The organism is Streptomyces sp. NBC_00377, assembly GCF_036075115.1.
Lineage (GTDB): Bacteria > Actinomycetota > Actinomycetes > Streptomycetales > Streptomycetaceae > Streptomyces.
Window position 1 is genome coordinate 4,058,597 of record NZ_CP107958.1, and the last position, 18,523, is coordinate 4,077,119.

General features: G+C 67.0%; 13 protein-coding genes and 3 rRNA genes. 2 read left to right on the plus strand and 14 right to left on the minus strand.

The features are described from left to right. Positions 1-98: 98 nt before the first annotated feature. The 9 genes from OHS71_RS18255 to OHS71_RS18295 form a co-directional block, all read right to left on the minus strand. Positions 99-311, minus strand: a complete 213-nt coding sequence (locus OHS71_RS18255) for a helix-turn-helix domain-containing protein (RefSeq protein WP_004984898.1) — start codon at positions 309-311, stop codon at positions 99-101. Positions 312-445: 134 nt separating this feature from the next. Beyond that, entirely contained in the window at positions 446-1,261 is an 816-nt protein-coding gene (locus OHS71_RS18260; RefSeq protein WP_328480437.1) for a phosphatase, read from the minus strand. A gap of 257 nt (positions 1,262-1,518) precedes the next feature. Next, positions 1,519-2,691, minus strand: a complete 1,173-nt coding sequence (locus OHS71_RS18265; protein ID WP_328480438.1) for an acetoin utilization protein AcuC — start codon at positions 2,689-2,691, stop codon at positions 1,519-1,521. Then, a complete protein-coding gene (locus OHS71_RS18270) occupies positions 2,642-3,886 on the minus strand; it encodes an MFS transporter (RefSeq protein WP_328480439.1) in 1,245 nt (414 codons plus the stop codon). Before OHS71_RS18270 ends, OHS71_RS18265 begins: the two co-directional genes overlap by 50 nt. 94 nt (positions 3,887-3,980) lie before the next feature. Then, a complete protein-coding gene (locus OHS71_RS18275) occupies positions 3,981-4,709 on the minus strand; it encodes a VC0807 family protein (RefSeq protein WP_328480440.1) in 729 nt (242 codons plus the stop codon). A 92-nt stretch (positions 4,710-4,801) separates the two neighbouring features. Then, entirely contained in the window at positions 4,802-5,446 is a 645-nt protein-coding gene (locus OHS71_RS18280; protein WP_328480441.1) for an HAD family hydrolase, read from the minus strand. A 73-nt stretch (positions 5,447-5,519) separates the two neighbouring features. Continuing rightward, positions 5,520-5,636 (minus strand): 5S ribosomal RNA (rrf, locus tag OHS71_RS18285). A gap of 90 nt (positions 5,637-5,726) precedes the next feature. Next, a 23S ribosomal RNA gene (locus OHS71_RS18290) occupies positions 5,727-8,850 on the minus strand. Positions 8,851-9,166: 316 nt separating this feature from the next. Next, positions 9,167-10,692, minus strand: a 16S ribosomal RNA gene (locus OHS71_RS18295). The 16S, 23S and 5S rRNA genes sit together here, the layout of an rRNA operon. 847 nt (positions 10,693-11,539) lie before the next feature. Between OHS71_RS18295 and trpS the strand changes: the two genes are divergently transcribed. Continuing rightward, entirely contained in the window at positions 11,540-12,577 is a 1,038-nt protein-coding gene (trpS, locus tag OHS71_RS18300; RefSeq protein ID WP_328480442.1) for a tryptophan--tRNA ligase, read from the plus strand. Here the strand turns inward: trpS and OHS71_RS18305 are convergent. Further along, on the minus strand, positions 12,505-13,512 hold the full coding sequence (locus tag OHS71_RS18305; RefSeq protein WP_328480443.1) for a GlxA family transcriptional regulator: 1,008 nt from the start codon (positions 13,510-13,512) through the stop codon (positions 12,505-12,507). The genes trpS and OHS71_RS18305 overlap by 73 nt on opposite strands. A gap of 75 nt (positions 13,513-13,587) precedes the next feature. On the opposite strand from OHS71_RS18305, the gene OHS71_RS18310 reads away from it, so the two are divergent. Further along, entirely contained in the window at positions 13,588-14,175 is a 588-nt protein-coding gene (locus tag OHS71_RS18310; RefSeq protein ID WP_328480444.1) for a cysteine hydrolase family protein, read from the plus strand. Positions 14,176-14,191: 16 nt separating this feature from the next. On the opposite strand, the gene proC is transcribed toward OHS71_RS18310, so the two are convergent. The 4 genes from proC to OHS71_RS18330 form a co-directional block, all read right to left on the minus strand. After that, positions 14,192-15,004, minus strand: a complete 813-nt coding sequence (gene proC, locus OHS71_RS18315; protein WP_328480445.1) for a pyrroline-5-carboxylate reductase — start codon at positions 15,002-15,004, stop codon at positions 14,192-14,194. A gap of 229 nt (positions 15,005-15,233) precedes the next feature. Further along, positions 15,234-16,055, minus strand: a complete 822-nt coding sequence (locus tag OHS71_RS18320; protein ID WP_328480446.1) for an ABC transporter permease — start codon at positions 16,053-16,055, stop codon at positions 15,234-15,236. Further along, a complete protein-coding gene (locus OHS71_RS18325; protein ID WP_328480447.1) occupies positions 16,052-16,948 on the minus strand; it encodes an ABC transporter ATP-binding protein in 897 nt (298 codons plus the stop codon). Before OHS71_RS18325 ends, OHS71_RS18320 begins: the two co-directional genes overlap by 4 nt. A 747-nt stretch (positions 16,949-17,695) precedes the next feature. Then, complete coding sequence (locus OHS71_RS18330) at positions 17,696-18,475, minus strand: class I SAM-dependent methyltransferase (protein WP_328480448.1); 780 nt, start codon at positions 18,473-18,475, stop codon at positions 17,696-17,698. Between the last annotated feature and the right edge of the window lie 48 nt (positions 18,476-18,523).

An 18,523-nucleotide genomic window follows, 5' to 3' on the forward strand; every position in this document is an offset into this window, starting at 1 on the left:
CCGGGGCTGAGGTCGTAATCGGGGGGCGGGAGGGGCCCGGGACGGCCGTGCGGCCGGGCCCCCGCCCCGGGCCTGCCCTGCCGGACAGGCCCCGGCCGTCAGGCGGTTTCCACCCCCACATAGCTCTCGCGGAGGTACTCGTGAACCGCTTGCTCGGGGACGCGGAAGGACCGCCCCACCCGGATCGCGGGCAGATGACCGCTGTGCACCAGTCGGTACACGGTCATCTTCGACACTCGCATCACCGAGGCGACTTCCGCCACGGTAAGGAACTGAACCTCGTTCAGAGGCCTCTCGCCAGCTGCAGCCATGACACACCTGAACCTTCCGCACTCGACTCGACGGCCACCGGCTTCCCCTTCCGGTGACTCTTCGTCGCTGCGTGCTCACTCCCCAATGTAGGGGCGGGTGATGCGAGTGGGGAAGAGGTGCACCCATCAGCGGCCTACTGTGACAGACACGCTCGATTGAGTACGTAGCGGGTCAGCGGCCTGTAGTAAGCGGACCGCACGGCGTCATCAAGTGGAACGGCCACGGAGACCACTCCCTCCGCCTCCCCCACGAACAGCGCGGGGTCGTCGGTGTCCGCCAGCCCGATGGCCTCGAACCCCAGCTGACCTGCCCCGCAGACCCATCCGTGATCCCCGACGACCAGCTCGGGCAACGGCCCTCCACCCTCGGCCGCCGCCGCCAGCGCGGTCCGAACCGGGAGCGGTGAATGACTGTGTGCACCGGTCGCACAACCGGCGCGTTCGACACCGGCCTCCCGGACGACCGCGACTCCCCGTACGTAGTCCAGGTGGTGCGTGCGTAGACCGAACCGGGTCGCTATGTCGACAGAGCTACCCTGCGCCGGGGTGAGAACATCACATCCCGCCGTCGACAAAGCGTCCGCAAGGGCGGCGTAGAACCCCAGCAGCCGATGGGGGTGCCCGGTGCCCAGCAGCACGGGAGCGCCACGCTCGGCGACCGCTGCGAGCCGCTCCGCGAACGCGTCCAGTGCCGCCAACGTCCGCTCAGGATCGATCACATCATGCCCGGAGACACAGCCGGGATCGGCCGAAACTCCACACTTGTCGGCCATCAGTGCGATCAGGTCCTGCTGCCCCCAGCTCCTCTCGGGGTCGAGCCCGATCAGCACCCGGGGATCACGAGCGGCGAAGAGCCGATAGCTCCGCAGGCTCTCCTCCCGGGAGGTGGCCACCACCCCGGCCAACCGCGCAGCAAGCAGATGCGCCCGAAGCCCCCCGGAAGTCAACACGCAGACGATGCTGGCGGAAAAGGCACGAGGCCGACCCGGAAACAGCGGCAACACCCCACGGTCGGCCTAAGCCGACGGAACACCGCGCTCCTCCCGCCCACCGCTCGTCTCAGCCCGTCCGGCGTTCGAGGACAAAGCCGCCCGGGCCGACAGGGGGATCCAGCGCGCAGACTCCTGGGCGGGGTCTCAGGGGCAGAGCCCCTGTCGGGGAGGGGAACGGGTGGAGGCGGCGGGAGCCAAGAACCCTGGCGTCACCCCTAGGCCAACAGCCCCCGCAACGGAAACACCGCCCGCCGAGTGGCCAGCACCGCCTGATCGAGCCGGTCGGCGGGGTCGTACCCGGCATCCCACCCGACCCACTCCACGGGCCACCGCCCGTCGGTCATCCGCGCCGGCCCCAACTGTCGAGTACGCGCGAAGACCTCCTGCCGCCACCCCTCGGGAATCACCGTCTCCGGCGCCACGGGAACCCCCGCCGCCACCCCCACCAGATGCGTCCACGACCGCGGCACCACCTCCACCACCGCGTAACCACCCCCGCCCAGCGCGACCCACCTGCCCCCGGCGAACTCGTGCGCCAAGTCATGGCAGGCCACCTGCACCGCCCGCTGCGCATCGAGAGAGACCGCGAGATGCGCCAACGGATCCTCGAAGTGCGTGTCGGCACCGTGCTGGGTCACCAGCACATCCGGCCGGAAGTCGGCGATCAGCTCCGGCACCACCGCGTGGAACGCCCGCAACCACCCGGCGTCCCCGGTGCCCGCCGGCAGAGCGACGTTCACCGCCGCCCCTTCCGCCCCCTGCCCACCGGTCTCCTCGGGCCACCCGGTCTGCGGGAACAAGGTGCGGGGGTGCTCGTGCAGGGAGATCGTCAGCACCCTCGGGTCCTCCCAGAACGCCGCCTGGACTCCGTCCCCGTGATGCACGTCCACATCCACGTACGCGACCCGCTCGGCCCCCAGTTCCAGCAACCGGGCGATCGCCAACGACGCGTCGTTGTAGATGCAGAACCCCGACGCGCCCCCCGGCATCGCATGGTGCAGACCGCCCGCGAAGTTCACCGCGTGCAGGGCCTCCCCCCGCCACACCGACTCCGCGGCTCCCACGGACAGCCCCGCGATGAGAGCGGACACCTCGTGCATCCCCGTGAAGGCCGGATCGTCCATCGTCCCCAGCCCGTACGACTGGTCGGCCGCCCCCGGCTCCGCCGAAGCCGCCTTGACGGCCTCGACGTAGTCCGCGCGGTGCACGAGCCGCAACGTCGACTCCCCGGCAGGCTTCGCCCCGACGACGTCCACCGCCCGGTCCAGCCCCAGGGCGCCGACCAGCCTCCGGGTCAGGTCGAGCCGGACCGGATCCATCGGATGCTCGGGCCCGAAGTCATAGCCCGTTACTGCCTCGTCCCACATCAGCTGTGCGCGGCCGCTCATGCCCGCCACCGTATCGGTCCGGTTGAGCGGCGAACGACCGGGCGTACACCAACGTCACCAGCACCAACACCATCGGCACCACCATCGCCCCCCGATAGCTCCAGGCGTCCCCGAGCGCCCCCACCAACGGCGAACCGATCAGGAACCCGACGTAATTGAAAATGTTGAGACGAGCGATCGCCGCGTCCGAAGCCCCGGGGAAGAGACGCCCCGCCGCCGCGAACGTCTGCGGCACCAGCACACACAGCCCGAGTCCCACCCACGTGAACCCCAGCATCCCGACCCACGCCCCGGGCGCGAAGGCCACCACCGCGAACCCCGCCGCCGCCACCAATGCCCCCAGCCGCACCACGGCCGCCGCCCCGAACCGCCGCACCCCGAAGTCCCCGATGGCCCGCCCGAGCAGCGTGGTCACCATGTAGACGTTGTACGGAACGGTGGCCAGCTGCTCGCTGCTGCCCAGCACGTCCTGAAGATACTTCGCGCTCCAGTTGGAGACCGTCGAGTCCCCGATGTAGGCGAACGTCATCACCAGGCACAGGGGCAGCAGCAGCTTGAAGACGACGCCCGAACCACTCCCCGACGTGCCGTCCTGCGCCGCTCCCTCCTCCGGGACACCGGCCCCCGCAGTCCCGGCCTCCCCGTCGACATACCAGCGGCTCCCGACCAGCACGGCCGGCAACAGCACCGCCACCACCGGCAGATACGACACCCACAGCGCGAGATGCCAGTGCGCCCCCACCCACGCCAGCGAGGCGCCCACGATCCCGCCCAGGCTGTACACGGCGTGGAAACTCAGCATGATGCTGCGCCCGTACGTCCGCTGCAGACTCACCCCGAGCATGTTCATCGAGGCGTCCAACGCCCCCACGGCGAGGCCGAAGACGGCCAGGGCGACACCCAGTTCGGCCATCCCCCGTCCCGCCCCGACCCCGAGCAGCGCGAGGAGCACCACCGGCTGGGACCAGCGCAGCAGCCGGCTGGGCGGTATCCGCTTCACCAGCTGCTCGGTCGACACGCTCCCGACCCCCGCGAGGACGGGCACGGCCGCGAGGAAGACGGGCAGCAGCGCGTCCGAGACCCCGTACCTGTTCTGGATGGCCGGGATCCGCGTCACGAGCAGAGCGAAGGCCGCTCCCTGCGCGAAAAAGCTGAACGCCAAAGAGGCCCTACCGCGCCGCAGCACTTCTGTCATGGCGGCGAGCGTAGAGCCCCTGCGTACCCGTGGGTAGATCCAGCCAAAGATGAATTGCCCTCAGCTTTGCCGGATCCACCCGTGCCTGCCGGTGCTACCGGGCGAGGACGACCTCAGGCATAGCGGCCTCGGCCCCGTTCTCGGCGTCCGTCTCGGCAGCTTCCCCGGCCTTCACCTCGGAGGCGACCATCGCCACCATCGGCCCGGCGCCGAGCGCTCCACCGACCACGAAGCCCATCCCCATCGCCACGACCATGATCAGGGACCCGAGCCACACCATGGTGTCCACCGGTACCGTGTACGCCCCGACGACCCGTACGACGCACTCGGCGAGCAGCACCACACCCCACACGATCGAGAAGGCTCGTTCCCGCCTGCGGAAGGCCGCCGACGCGGCCGCCGTCCCGTTCTCCAGCCGCGCCCAGGCAGCCTCCCTGACGGCGTCTCCCTTCACCAGGAACGGCTTGAGCGCGGCGGTCATCATCGGCCTGCCCAGCGCCACGGAGACCAGGATGCCGATCCCCACGGTGCTGCTGACGCCGCTGTCCTTGGCCAGCATGAGCCGCGGATCACCGGACACGAAGCTGAGCACCAGCCCGACGACGTTGACGACGAGGATGAGCCCGGCGAGCCCGTTGACCGTCCGCTTGCTGACGGCGCTCCACGCGGTCCGCACGGCGGGCAGCACGCTGCTCCAGGCGAGAGCGGCGAAGGTGCTCATCCCGAAGGCGCCCTTGAACAGGTAGTACGACCCGAGCGGCATCGCGACGTCCACGAGGAGCGGGGCGAAGGCGTTCTGCTTCTTGTGCTGGTTCGTCGTCATGCCCCCAGCTTCGCCGTGGGCCGGGGTCCGCCGGTAGAAACGATCGTCCGGTGCTACGCATGACAAATGTCAGCCGGAGAGCGCGTCGACCGTCAGACCAGCAGGTCGGGCAACTCTCCGAGATCCGAGAAGAGTTGAGTGGCGCCGGCGAGCTTCGCAGCCGGTGTCATCGCGGTGAACCCGTACACGTCCATCCGGGCCGCCACAGCCGCCCGTACCCCCAGCGGGCTGTCCTCGACGACCACACACCGCTCCGGCGGCACCCCCATCCGCCGGGCCGCGTGCAGGAAGAGATCCGGCGCCGGCTTCCCCTTCCCGACGTCCTGCGAGCTGAAGATCCGGGTGTCCTCGAACCACCGGTCCAGCCCGGTCTTCCGATGCCCCACCCGGATCCGCTCGTGGCTCCCGGAGGACGCCACGCAGTACGCGATCCCGTCCGCGGCCAGTTTCGCGAGAACGTCCACGGCGCCGGTCATGGGCTCCAGTTCCTGTTCGAAGGCCGCGAAGACCCGCCGGTGGAACGTGTCGTCGAACTCCGCCGGCAGCCGCTGCCCCGTGCGCTCCTGGATCAGATCGTGGATGCGGTGCATCGCCGACCCCATGTAGTCACGGATGGAGTCCTCGTAGGAGGTGGGGTGCCCGACCTCGGTCAGATAGGCCGCCAGCAGCCGATTGGAGATCGGCTCACTGTCCACCAGGACGCCATCGTTGTCGAAGATCACCAGGTCGTAGCGCATGACTAGACCCTAAATGAACCCCGAACGCAGAAAACCCCCGCACGGTGAGGTGCGGGGGTTTCCCGTAATATTTGTTCGGCGGTGTCCTACTCTCCCACAGGGTCCCCCCTGCAGTACCATCGGCGCTGTAAGGCTTAGCTTCCGGGTTCGGAATGTAACCGGGCGTTTCCCTCACGCTATGACCACCGAAACACTATGAAACTGTCCAGCCGCACCACACCGTGACCATGGCATGGGGCTGTTCGTGGTTTCAGAACCAACACAGTGGACGCGAGCAACTGAGGACAAGCCCTCGGCCTATTAGTACCGGTCAGCTTCACCCATTACTGGGCTTCCACATCCGGCCTATCAACCCAGTCGTCTACTGGGAGCCTTAACCCCTCAAAGGGGGTGGGAATACTCATCTCGAAGCAGGCTTCCCGCTTAGATGCTTTCAGCGGTTATCCCTCCCGAACGTAGCCAACCAGCCATGCCCTTGGCAGAACAACTGGCACACCAGAGGTTCGTCCGTCCCGGTCCTCTCGTACTAGGGACAGCCCTTCTCAATATTCCTGCGCGCGCAGCGGATAGGGACCGAACTGTCTCACGACGTTCTAAACCCAGCTCGCGTACCGCTTTAATGGGCGAACAGCCCAACCCTTGGGACCGACTCCAGCCCCAGGATGCGACGAGCCGACATCGAGGTGCCAAACCATCCCGTCGATATGGACTCTTGGGGAAGATCAGCCTGTTATCCCCGGGGTACCTTTTATCCGTTGAGCGACGGCGCTTCCACAAGCCACCGCCGGATCACTAGTCCCGACTTTCGTCCCTGCTCGACCCGTCGGTCTCACAGTCAAGCTCCCTTGTGCACTTACACTCAACACCTGATTGCCAACCAGGCTGAGGGAACCTTTGGGCGCCTCCGTTACTCTTTAGGAGGCAACCGCCCCAGTTAAACTACCCATCAGACACTGTCCCTGATCCGGATCACGGACCCAGGTTAGACATCCAGCACGACCAGAGTGGTATTTCAACGACGACTCCACAACCACTGGCGTGGCCGCTTCAAAGTCTCCCACCTATCCTACACAAGCCGAACCGAACACCAATATCAAACTGTAGTAAAGGTCCCGGGGTCTTTCCGTCCTGCTGCGCGAAACGAGCATCTTTACTCGTAGTGCAATTTCACCGGGCCTATGGTTGAGACAGTCGAGAAGTCGTTACGCCATTCGTGCAGGTCGGAACTTACCCGACAAGGAATTTCGCTACCTTAGGATGGTTATAGTTACCACCGCCGTTTACTGGCGCTTAAGTTCTCAGCTTCGCCACCCCGAAGAGTGACTAACCGGTCCCCTTAACGTTCCAGCACCGGGCAGGCGTCAGTCCGTATACATCGCCTTACGGCTTCGCACGGACCTGTGTTTTTAGTAAACAGTCGCTTCTCGCTGGTCTCTGCGGCCACACCCAGCTCGAGGAGCAAGTCCTCTCACCAGACATGGCCCCCCTTCTCCCGAAGTTACGGGGGCATTTTGCCGAGTTCCTTAACCATAGTTCACCCGAACGCCTCGGTATTCTCTACCTGACCACCTGAGTCGGTTTAGGGTACGGGCCGCCATGAAACTCGCTAGAGGCTTTTCTCGACAGCATAGGATCATCCACTTCGCCACAATCGGCTCGGCATCAGGTCTCAGACTATATGGCGTGCGGATTTGCCTACACACCGTCCTACACCCTTACCCCGGGACAACCACCGCCCGGGATGGACTACCTTCCTGCGTCACCCCATCACTCACCTACTAACCGCTTGGGCCGGCGGCTCCACCACTTTCCTTTCCCCGAAGGGTCCGGAACGGCTTCACGGCCTTAGCATCACGATGCTCGATGTTTGACGCTTCACAGCGGGTACCGGAATATCAACCGGTTATCCATCGACTACGCCTGTCGGCCTCGCCTTAGGTCCCGACTTACCCTGGGCAGATCAGCTTGACCCAGGAACCCTTAGTCAATCGGCGCACACGTTTCTCACGTGTGTATCGCTACTCATGCCTGCATTCTCACTCGTGAACCGTCCACAACTACCTTCCGGTGCTGCTTCACCCGGCACACGACGCTCCCCTACCCATCACAGCCGCCGTTGGGCGTATTGCTGCAATGACACGACTTCGGCGGTACGCTTGAGCCCCGCTACATTGTCGGCGCGGAATCACTAGACCAGTGAGCTATTACGCACTCTTTCAAGGGTGGCTGCTTCTAAGCCAACCTCCTGGTTGTCTGTGCGACTCCACATCCTTTCCCACTTAGCGTACGCTTAGGGGCCTTAGTCGATGCTCTGGGCTGTTTCCCTCTCGACCATGGAGCTTATCCCCCACAGTCTCACTGCCGCGCTCTCACTTACCGGCATTCGGAGTTTGGCTAAGGTCAGTAACCCGGTAGGGCCCATCGCCTATCCAGTGCTCTACCTCCGGCAAGAAACACACGACGCTGCACCTAAATGCATTTCGGGGAGAACCAGCTATCACGGAGTTTGATTGGCCTTTCACCCCTAACCACAGGTCATCCCCCAGGTTTTCAACCCTGGTGGGTTCGGTCCTCCACGAAGTCTTACCTCCGCTTCAACCTGCCCATGGCTAGATCACTCCGCTTCGGGTCTTGAGCGTGCTACTGAAACGCCCTGTTCGGACTCGCTTTCGCTACGGCTACCCCACTCGGGTTAACCTCGCAACACACCGCAAACTCGCAGGCTCATTCTTCAAAAGGCACGCAGTCACGACGCACCAAGCAAGCTTGATGCGCGACGCTCCCACGGCTTGTAGGCACACGGTTTCAGGTACTATTTCACTCCGCTCCCGCGGTACTTTTCACCATTCCCTCACGGTACTATCCGCTATCGGTCACCAGGGAATATTTAGGCTTAGCGGGTGGTCCCGCCAGATTCACACGGGATTTCTCGGGCCCCGTGCTACTTGGGTGTCTCTCAAACGAGCCGCTGATGTTTCGACTACGGGGGTCTTACCCTCTACGCCGGACCTTTCGCATGTCCTTCGCCTACATCAACGGTTTCTGACTCGTCTCACAGCCGGCAGACTGTAAAAGAGAGATCCCACAACCCCGCACACGCAACCCCTGCCGGGTCTCACACGTATACGGTTTGGCCTCATCCGGTTTCGCTCGCCACTACTCCCGGAATCACGGTTGTTTTCTCTTCCTGCGGGTACTGAGATGTTTCACTTCCCCGCGTTCCCTCCACATACCCTATGTGTTCAGGTATGGGTGACAGCCCATGACGACTGCCGGGTTTCCCCATTCGGAAACCCCCGGATCAAAGCCTGGTTGACGACTCCCCGGGGACTATCGTGGCCTCCCACGTCCTTCATCGGTTCCTGGTGCCAAGGCATCCACCGTGCGCCCTTAAAAACTTGGCCACAGATGCTCGCGTCCACTGTGCAGTTCTCAAACAACGACCAGCCACCCATCACCCCCAACCTGAGCTGGAGTGCACTGGGGCCGGCACTGAAGGCAGCCATACGGCCATACCCTCAGATACCCAACAGCGTGCCCGACCCGGTTCCCGTCCGGAGATCATGCTTTCCACGCCCCGAAGAGCAGTACTCGCAGCCTCCGGCCCGTGATCCGGACCGAATAATCAACGTTCCACCCATGAGCAACCAGCATCGGACGTACGCCGATGTACTGGCCTCTGACCTCACCCCGTGGGGATCGGTAAGAAGTGCTCCTTAGAAAGGAGGTGATCCAGCCGCACCTTCCGGTACGGCTACCTTGTTACGACTTCGTCCCAATCGCCAGTCCCACCTTCGACAGCTCCCTCCCACAAGGGGTTGGGCCACCGGCTTCGGGTGTTACCGACTTTCGTGACGTGACGGGCGGTGTGTACAAGGCCCGGGAACGTATTCACCGCAGCAATGCTGATCTGCGATTACTAGCAACTCCGACTTCATGGGGTCGAGTTGCAGACCCCAATCCGAACTGAGACCGGCTTTTTGAGATTCGCTCCACCTCACGGTTTCGCAGCTCTTTGTACCGGCCATTGTAGCACGTGTGCAGCCCAAGACATAAGGGGCATGATGACTTGACGTCGTCCCCACCTTCCTCCGAGTTGACCCCGGCAGTCTCCTGTGAGTCCCCATCACCCCGAAGGGCATGCTGGCAACACAGAACAAGGGTTGCGCTCGTTGCGGGACTTAACCCAACATCTCACGACACGAGCTGACGACAGCCATGCACCACCTGTACACCGACCACAAGGGGGCGACCATCTCTGGCCGTTTCCGGTGTATGTCAAGCCTTGGTAAGGTTCTTCGCGTTGCGTCGAATTAAGCCACATGCTCCGCTGCTTGTGCGGGCCCCCGTCAATTCCTTTGAGTTTTAGCCTTGCGGCCGTACTCCCCAGGCGGGGAACTTAATGCGTTAGCTGCGGCACCGACGACGTGGAATGTCGCCAACACCTAGTTCCCACCGTTTACGGCGTGGACTACCAGGGTATCTAATCCTGTTCGCTCCCCACGCTTTCGCTCCTCAGCGTCAGTAATGGCCCAGAGATCCGCCTTCGCCACCGGTGTTCCTCCTGATATCTGCGCATTTCACCGCTACACCAGGAATTCCGATCTCCCCTACCACACTCTAGTCTGCCCGTATCGAATGCAGACCCGGGGTTAAGCCCCGGGCTTTCACATCCGACGCGACAGACCGCCTACGAGCTCTTTACGCCCAATAATTCCGGACAACGCTTGCGCCCTACGTATTACCGCGGCTGCTGGCACGTAGTTAGCCGGCGCTTCTTCTGCAGGTACCGTCACTTTCGCTTCTTCCCTGCTGAAAGAGGTTTACAACCCGAAGGCCGTCATCCCTCACGCGGCGTCGCTGCATCAGGCTTTCGCCCATTGTGCAATATTCCCCACTGCTGCCTCCCGTAGGAGTCTGGGCCGTGTCTCAGTCCCAGTGTGGCCGGTCGCCCTCTCAGGCCGGCTACCCGTCGTCGCCTTGGTGAGCCATTACCTCACCAACAAGCTGATAGGCCGCGGGCTCATCCTTCACCGCCGGAGCTTTTAACCTCCACCCATGCGAGTGGAAGTATTATCCGGTATTAGACCCCGTTTCCAGGGCTTGTCCCAGAGTGAAGGGCAGATTGCCCACGTGTTACTCACCCGTTCGCCACTAATCCCCACCGAAGTGGTTCATCGTTCGACTTGCATGTGTTAAGCACGCCGCCAGCGTTCGTCCTGAGCCAGGATCAAACTCTCCGTGAATGTTTTCCCGTAATCGGGACGACACCACGAGAGCGGAACAGCCAGGCGGAATAAGCCCGGCCGTTCACAGCGTCCTCGCTGTGTTTTGTTTCAAAGGAACCTCATCCTCGGCTATCACTGCCGGGGACGGGGTATCAACATATCTGGCGTTGATTTTTGGCACGCTGTTGAGTTCTCAAGGAACGGACGCTTCCTTTGTACTCACCCGATACTCTCGGGCTTTCCTCCGGGCGCTTCCCTTCGGTCTTGCGTTTCCGACTCTATCAGATCTTTTCTCGACCCGATTTCCTCGGTGCTTTCCAGGTTCTCGCTTTCGCGTTTCCCTTTCCGGCGGTTCCGACTCTATCAGATCCTTTCGGCGCTGATTCCCAGTCGGAGTGGGCTTGTCTTCCCGGCTGTTGGGCCGTTCCGACGAGTGAGACTTTAGCGGATTCCCGACCCTCGAAGCCAATCGGGGCCCTGCGTCCTTTCGAACGCGGATTCCTCATTTCGCGAATACATGCCAATGACAAGACGGCAGACGTATCGACTGCGCGTCGAGAAGTGGCTGGTACCTGCGGAATGGCTGTCCGGGGACCGACCGGGGTCGGCGCTCACGTCGGACAACTCGGAGAACACTACGTATCCGGATGGGGTGTGTCAACTCATGTCCCCGCGGCGCCCCTGAGGCGTAGCCTGACGGGCATGACTACGCGTACGTGCACCCAGCTGTGGTGGGCCACCTGACGGCGGCCGTACTCACGTATGTACTCAACGGCCGCCGCTTCGGCGGCCGTTCTCGTTTCTCCCTCCAGGGTTCCAGAGGGTCGGCCGGCCGGAGCGGCGGTCTCGACCAGGAGGTGGAGAGATGAAGCGGGTCTTCAGCGGGGTCAAGCCGACCGGGCATCTGACTCTGGGGAACTACCTGGGCGCTCTGCGGCAGTGGGCCGAGGTCGACCAGCACCGGGCGGACGCGGTGTTCTGCGTCGTCGATCTGCACGCGCTGACCGTGGAGCATGATCCGGCGCGAGTGCGTCGGCTCAGTCGGCAGGCGGCGACGCTGCTGTTGGCGGCGGGGCTCGATCCCCGGCTGTGCACCGTGTTCGTACAGAGTCATGTGGACGAGCACGCCCGGTTGTCGTACCTGCTGGAGTGCGTGGCCACGGACGGGGAGATGCGGCGGATGATCCAGTACCGGGAGAAATCCGCGCGGGAGCGTGAGCGCGGGGGCAGCGTGCGGCTGTCGTTGCTGACCTATCCCGTGTTGATGGCGGCGGACATCCTCGCCTACGGGGCCGACGAGGTGCCCGTGGGTGACGACCAGGCGCAGCACGTCGAGCTGACGCGTGATCTCGCCGTGCGGTTCAACCAGCGGTACGGACACACCTTCGTCGTGCCGAAGGCCACGCATCCGGCGGTCGCGGCGCGGGTGATGAACCTCCAGGCGCCGACGTCGAAGATGGGCAAGAGCGACGACTTCGGGCCGGGCATCGTCTACCTGCTCGACGAGCCCGACGTGGTGCGCCGGAAGATCATGCGGGCCGTGACCGACAGCGGGCGGGAGGTCGTGTACGACCGGGAGGAACGGCCGGGGCTCGCCAATCTCCTGGAGATCCTCGCCGCGTGCACGGGCGGGGACCCCGAGGCACTGGCCGGCGGGTACGGGTCGTACGGGGCCCTGAAGAAGGACACGGCCGAAGCGGTGGTCGAGGTGCTGCGGCCCGTGCAGGCACGGCACCGGGACCTGTGTGCGGATCCCGTCCTGGGGGAGGAGGCGTTGCGGGACGGGGCGGAGAAGGCCCGGGCGATGGCGCGGCCGGTCGTGGACAGCGCCTATCGCGCGATCGGGTTGCTTCCTCCGGCGACGGAGTCCGTCACGGACCGGGTGGTGAACGCGGCGCGGTAGGCGCGTGGGCTGGTGGCGAGGCGCGATGCGAAGTGCTGGCGCATCGTGACCTCGCTGCCGAAGCCGGATCGCCGGGCCACCTCGGGCATGGGGAGGTCGGTGCGCTCCAGGAGTTTCTGCGCCGCGGCGACGCGCCGGTCGAGGAGCCAGCGCAGCGGGGTGGCGCCGGTCTCGGCCGCGAAGTGGCGCGCGAAGCTGCGCGGTGACATGCCGGCTCGCGCCGCCAGGTCGGCGACGGTGAGTGGTTCGTGCAGGTGGCGCAGGGCGTGCTCCCGCACGGCGGCGAGGGCGTCGGCGTCCCGGTCCGCGCGCGGGGTGGGGTGTTCGATGAACTGGGCCTGGGTGCCGGTGCGGAACGGGGCGGTGACCATCGAGCGGGCGATGGTGGCGGCCGCTTCGGCGCCGTGGGAGCGGCGGACCAGGTGGAGGCAGAGGTCGATGCCGGCTGCCGTGCCGGCCGCGGTCCAGATGTTGTCGTCCTCGATGAAGAGGGCGTCGGGGACGACGGTGGTCCCGGGGTGGTTCGCGCGGAGGAGGTCGATCAGGTTCCAGTGGGTGATCGCCCTGCGGCCGTCGAGCAGACCGGCTTGCGCGAGGGTGAAGGCTCCGCCGCAGAGGGCCGCGAGCGTGGTGCCCCGGGCGTGTGCCTGGCGGAGGGCGTCCAGGACGGGGGCCGGTGCGGGGGTGAGGTGGTCGTCCAGGCCGGGGACCAGGATCAGGTCGGCTCCCGGGAGCCAGTCGAGGGTGCGGTCGGGAAGGAGGGCCATTCCGCCGCGCATCGGCACGGACGCGCTGTCGGTGGCGACTCGGCGCAGCTCGAACGCGGGGGCGCCGCGGTCGGTGCGGTCGGTGCCCCAGACCTCGGTGATGACGGAGACGTCGAAGGCGCGGATGCCTGGGAAGGCGACGAGGGCGACCCGGTACGCGGACTCCATGGCTGGCAGTAAACCATCGATCGCTGACTTTTGGCCCACTGGGGTGGGAGTGGTCCCGGCGGGAGGATCGAAGGCATGGAGATCGAGGAGAACGCAGCGCTGGTGGTCGTCGATGTGCAGAAGGGCTTCGAGGAGCTGGACTTCTGGGGGGCTCGGAACAATCCCGGGGCCGATGACAACATCGCCGCGCTGATCGACGTGTGGCAGGGGTCGGGGCGGCCGGTCGTGTTCGTGCGGCACGACTCGCGGAAGCCGGAATCGCCGTTGCGGCCGGGGTACGAGGGGAACGGCTTCAAGGAGTACGTGGAGGAGAGGCGGGGGAAGGGCGCCGGGGCGGAGCTGTTCCTCACGAAGACGGTGAACTCGGCTTTTCTCGGGACACCGGATCTGGGGGCCTGGCTGACCGCGCAGGGGGTCTCGCAGATCGTGGTGGCCGGGATCCAGACCAACATGTGCGCCGAGACGACCGCCCGGATGGGCGGCAATCTCGGGTACGACGTGCTGTTCGCGTACGACGCGACGTACACGTTCGACCTGGAGGGGCCGTTCGGCTGGCGGCGGAGTGCGGAGGAGATCGCGCAGGCGTCGGCGGTCTCCCTGCACGGCGGTGGGTTCGCGCGGGTGGTGACGACGAAGGAGATCGTGGGGGCGGCCGGCCGGTGACCGCCCCCGGCGCGGGTCAGTCCTTCTTGCCCGAGGCCAGTTCGCGGCTGCGGTCGCGGGCGGCCTCCAGGGCGGCGATGAGGGCGGCTCGTACGCCGTGGTTCTCGAGTTCGCGGATGGCGTTGATGGTGGTGCCGGCCGGGGAGGTGACGTTCTCGCGGAGCTTCACCGGATGCTCGCCGCTGTCGCGGAGCATCGTCGCGGCGCCGATCGCGGACTGGACGATGAGGTCGTGGGCCTTGTCACGGGGCAGACCGAGCAGGATGCCGGCGTCCGTCATGGCCTCGACCAGATAGAAGAAGTACGCCGGGCCGGAGCCGGAGAGGGCGGTGCAGGCGTCCTGCTGGGACTCGGGGACGCGCAGGGTCTTGCCGACGGCGCCGAAGATCTCCTCGGTGTGCGCGAGGTGCGCGGCGGTGGCGTGGGTGCCGGCGGAGATGACGGACATGGCCTCGTCGACGAGGGCGGGGGTGTTCGTCATGACGCGGACGACGGGGGTGCCGGTGGCGAGGCGCTCCTCGATGGAGGCGGTGGTGATGCCGGCCGCTCCGCTGATGACCAGGCGGTCGGCGGGGACGTGCGGGGCGAGCTCGTCGAGGAGAGTGCCCATGTCCTGCGGTTTGACCGTGAGGATCAGGGTGTCCGCGGTCTTGGCGGCCTCGGCGTTGCCGACCGGGGTGACTCCGTGGCGGGCGCGGAGTTCTTCGGCTCGTTCGGGGCGGCGGGCGGTGACGAGGAGGTCGGCGGGGGGCCAGCCGCCTCGGATCATGCCGCTGAGGAGGGCTTCGCCGATCTTGCCGGTGCCGAGGACTGCGACTTTCTGGGGCATGGTGCGGGGTCCTCCGGAGGTGTGGTGCGTCGTCCGTCGTCCGGGGTCATCCTCGCACCGGGGGTGGGCGGCCGGGCTGGGTGTCCGGTGGGCGGACCGGTGTTTTCCCGCCCCCGCCGCCCTTTCCCGTCCCGTTCCCGGGGGTGATGCTCGCAGACCCCCCCTTTCGGCCTGGACGGCCTCGTCCTCGAACGCCGGACGGGCCGGTGAGTGCGGGTGGGCCGGAAGGTCACGCCGTGCGGCGCCGGAGGGTCGCCGCGCCCAGGCACAGGACCAGGAGGGCGCAGCCGCCGACGATGAGGATGTCCCGTACGAAGGTGGCCGTCACGTCGGTGTGGGTGAGGACCTCGTTCATGCCGTCGACCGCGTACGACATGGGCAGGACGTCGGAGAGTGTCTCCAGGGCGGGGTGCATGGTGTCGCGGGGGGCGAAGAGGCCGCACAGGAGGAGCTGGGGGAAGATCACCGCCGGCATGAACTGGACCGCCTGGAACTCCGAGGCCGCGAAGGCCGAGACGAAGAGGCCGAGGGCGGTGCCGAGCAGGGCGTCGAGGAGGGCGACCAGGAGGAGCAGCCAGGGGCTGCCGGTGACGTCCAGGTCGAGGAACCAGACCGCCAGGCCGGTGGCCAGGGCCGACTGGATGATCGCGAGGATGCCGAAGGCGAGGGCGTAGCCGGCGATCAGGTCGCCTTTGCCGAGGGGCATGGCGAGCAGGCGTTCGAGGGTGCCCGAGGTCCGTTCGCGCAGGGTGGCGATAGAGGTGACCAGGAACATCGTGATCAGCGGGAAGATGCCCAGGAGGGACGCGCCGATGTTGTCGAAGGTGCGCGGGCTGCCGTCGAAGACGTAGCGGAGCAGGAACAGCATCACGCAGGGGATGAGGACCAGCAGCGCGATGGTGCGGGGGTCGTGGCGCAGTTGGCGCAGCACCCTGGCCGCGGTGGCGGTGGTGCGGGCGACGCTCAGGGCGCTGGTGGGACGGGGCGTGACGGCGGGGGCCGGGACCGGAGTGGGCGCGGGGGTCCGCGCGGGGGGCGTCTTCGTGCTCATCGGCTTGTCTCCTTCGTGCGGGTCTCCTCGGCGCGGGTTTCCTCGGTGCCGGTCGTCTCGGCGCCGGCTGCCGTCGTGCGGGCCGCTGCCGTCGCCTCGTCCACCAGGTGCAGGAAGGCCGACTCGACGGTGTCGGCGCCGGTGCGGTCGCGCAGTTCCCCGGGGGTGGCGTCGGCGAGGATCTCGCCCTCGCGCATGAGGATCAGACGGTCGCAGCGCTCGGCCTCGTCCATGACGTGGGACGAGACGAGGATGGTCGCGCCCCGGGTGACGGCGATGTCGTGGAAGAGGTTCCACAGGTCGCGGCGCAGGACCGGGTCCAGGCCGACGGTCGGTTCGTCGAGGACGAGGAGTTCCGGGGCGCCCAGGAGGGCCACGGCGAGCGAGACGCGGTTGCGCTGGCCGCCGGAGAGGTTGCCGGCCAGGGCGTCGGCGTGGGTGGTGAGGTCGACGTCGGCGATGGCCCGGGTGACGTTCTCGTGGCGGCGGTCCGCTGCCGCGCGGCCGGGGTCGAGGATCGCGGCGAAGTAGTCGAGGTTCTGGCGGATCGTGAGGTCGTCGTAGACGGACGGGGCCTGGGTGACGTAGCCGACGCGGGTGCGCAGGGCGGGGTGGCCGGCGGGTTGGCCCAGGACGTCGAGGGTGCCGGTGACCTTGGCCTGGGTGCCGACGATCGACCGCATCAAGGTCGACTTGCCACAGCCGGACGGGCCCAGCAGGCCGGTGATCTGGCCCCGGGGGACGGTGAAGTCGAGGGTGCGCAGGACCGTGCGGGGGCCTCGGACGACGGTCATGTTCTCGGCGCGTACAGCGGGGGTGGCGGGTGGGACGACGGATGGGGACCCGCCCGTGTCTTCGCCGGGCGGGCGAGCGTCGGCGTTAAAATTCATCATGTGATGAATAATGCTCAGGGTGTGGCGGGTCGTCAAGTGGCGCGGGGGCGGGGGCAGGCTCGCGGAGCGCGGCCGCGCGGCAGACAGGGCGGGCGCAGGACGGCAAGGGGTCGCGGGACAGTCGTGCGCCCAGGCACGGAGCCACCTGCGGTGCGGCCGCGGGACGGCGACGGGCGGCCGCGGTACGGCGCGGTACGGCGCGGTACGGCTGTCGGACACAGCAAAGCGCGGTCGCCGGGCAGCGGAGCACGTTGGAGTGGGGCGGGGTGCGCGTGCGTTCGGCATTCGGTGTGCGGGGCCCTGGGCGCGGGGCCTGGGGCGCGGAGGGGGTGAGGCGGCGCGGTATGCGCGGTGGGTGGCGGTGCACGGTGCACGGTGCACGGCGGGCGGCGGGCGGCGGTGGGTGGTGGGTGGCGGGCAGCAGTGGGTGGCGGGCAGCGGGTGCGCGTGTCGGGCCCGCGGTCGGCGGGGCGGCTTTGCCGTGCTCGTAGGGGCGCCGAGGCGCCGGCCGCGGGCGAGGTTTCGAGCATGCCGCGGGCCAGGCGTCGGGCTGCTGGTCTCACGGGGTTGCGGCGGCCCCGGCAGGGTGAGGGCGCCGCGCAGGAGTGAAAGGAACCGCTGGTCAGGGGTGGAAGGCACGGTAGGTCAGGGGCGGAAGGCACGGCGGGCCAGGGGTGGAGGGCGCGGGGGGTCAGGGGCGGCAGGGGGTGGAGGGCGCGGCGGGTCGGGGGCGGAACGAGCCGCGGGTCAGGGGCGGGTGGCGAGCAGGAGCTGGACGTCGTAGGTCTCCTCCACGGTGCCGTCCGGGAAGACCTGGAGGAGGTGCTCGCGCTCCTCGGCGAGGAAGGCGCTGCTCGCTTCCTCGCCCTGCACCAGGAAGCCCGAGTGGCTGCCGATGTTGGCCAGGTGGGTGTCGAGGGAGACGTGGCGGCTCCAGCGGATCCGGCGCCGGGCGAAGTCGAGGCGGCCGGTGGAGTCGCGGCCGGCCCGGTCCACGCTGCTGTTCTTCTCGGCCGCCGGGTGGATGCCGAAGTGCCGGCGGATGCGGTCCGACTGCGCGGTGATCCACGGGACGTCGGGAGCGTCGGTGTTCCACCAGAGCACCAGCGCGCCGCCCGGGCGCAGGACGCGCAGCGCCTCCGGGACCGAGCGGGCGGGGTCGGTCCAGTGCCAGGACTGGGCGTAGGTGAGGAAGTCGAGGGAGGCGGTGGCCAGGGGGAGGTGGTCGCCGTCGCCCCGGACGATCGGCAGGTCGGGAAGATCGCGGCGGAACTGTGCGGCCATGCCTTCGCCGGGCTCGACGGCGATGACGTCGGCGCCGCGGGCGTGCAGGAGGGCGGTCGCCATGCCGGTGCCGGCGCCTGTGTCCGCGACCCGTGCGCCGGCGAGGGGGCGGCCTGCGAGCTCCTCGATCGCGTCGAGGAGGGCGGTCGGGTACGAGGGACGGTTGGCCGCGTACTGGGCCGCGGCCACGTTGAAGGAGTGGGCTCGGGCGGTGTGGGCTGGGGCGCCGGAAGAGGCTGTCATGGGGCCATAGTGGCTGGGGCCGGGTGGGGAGGGAACTGATCCGGAGCT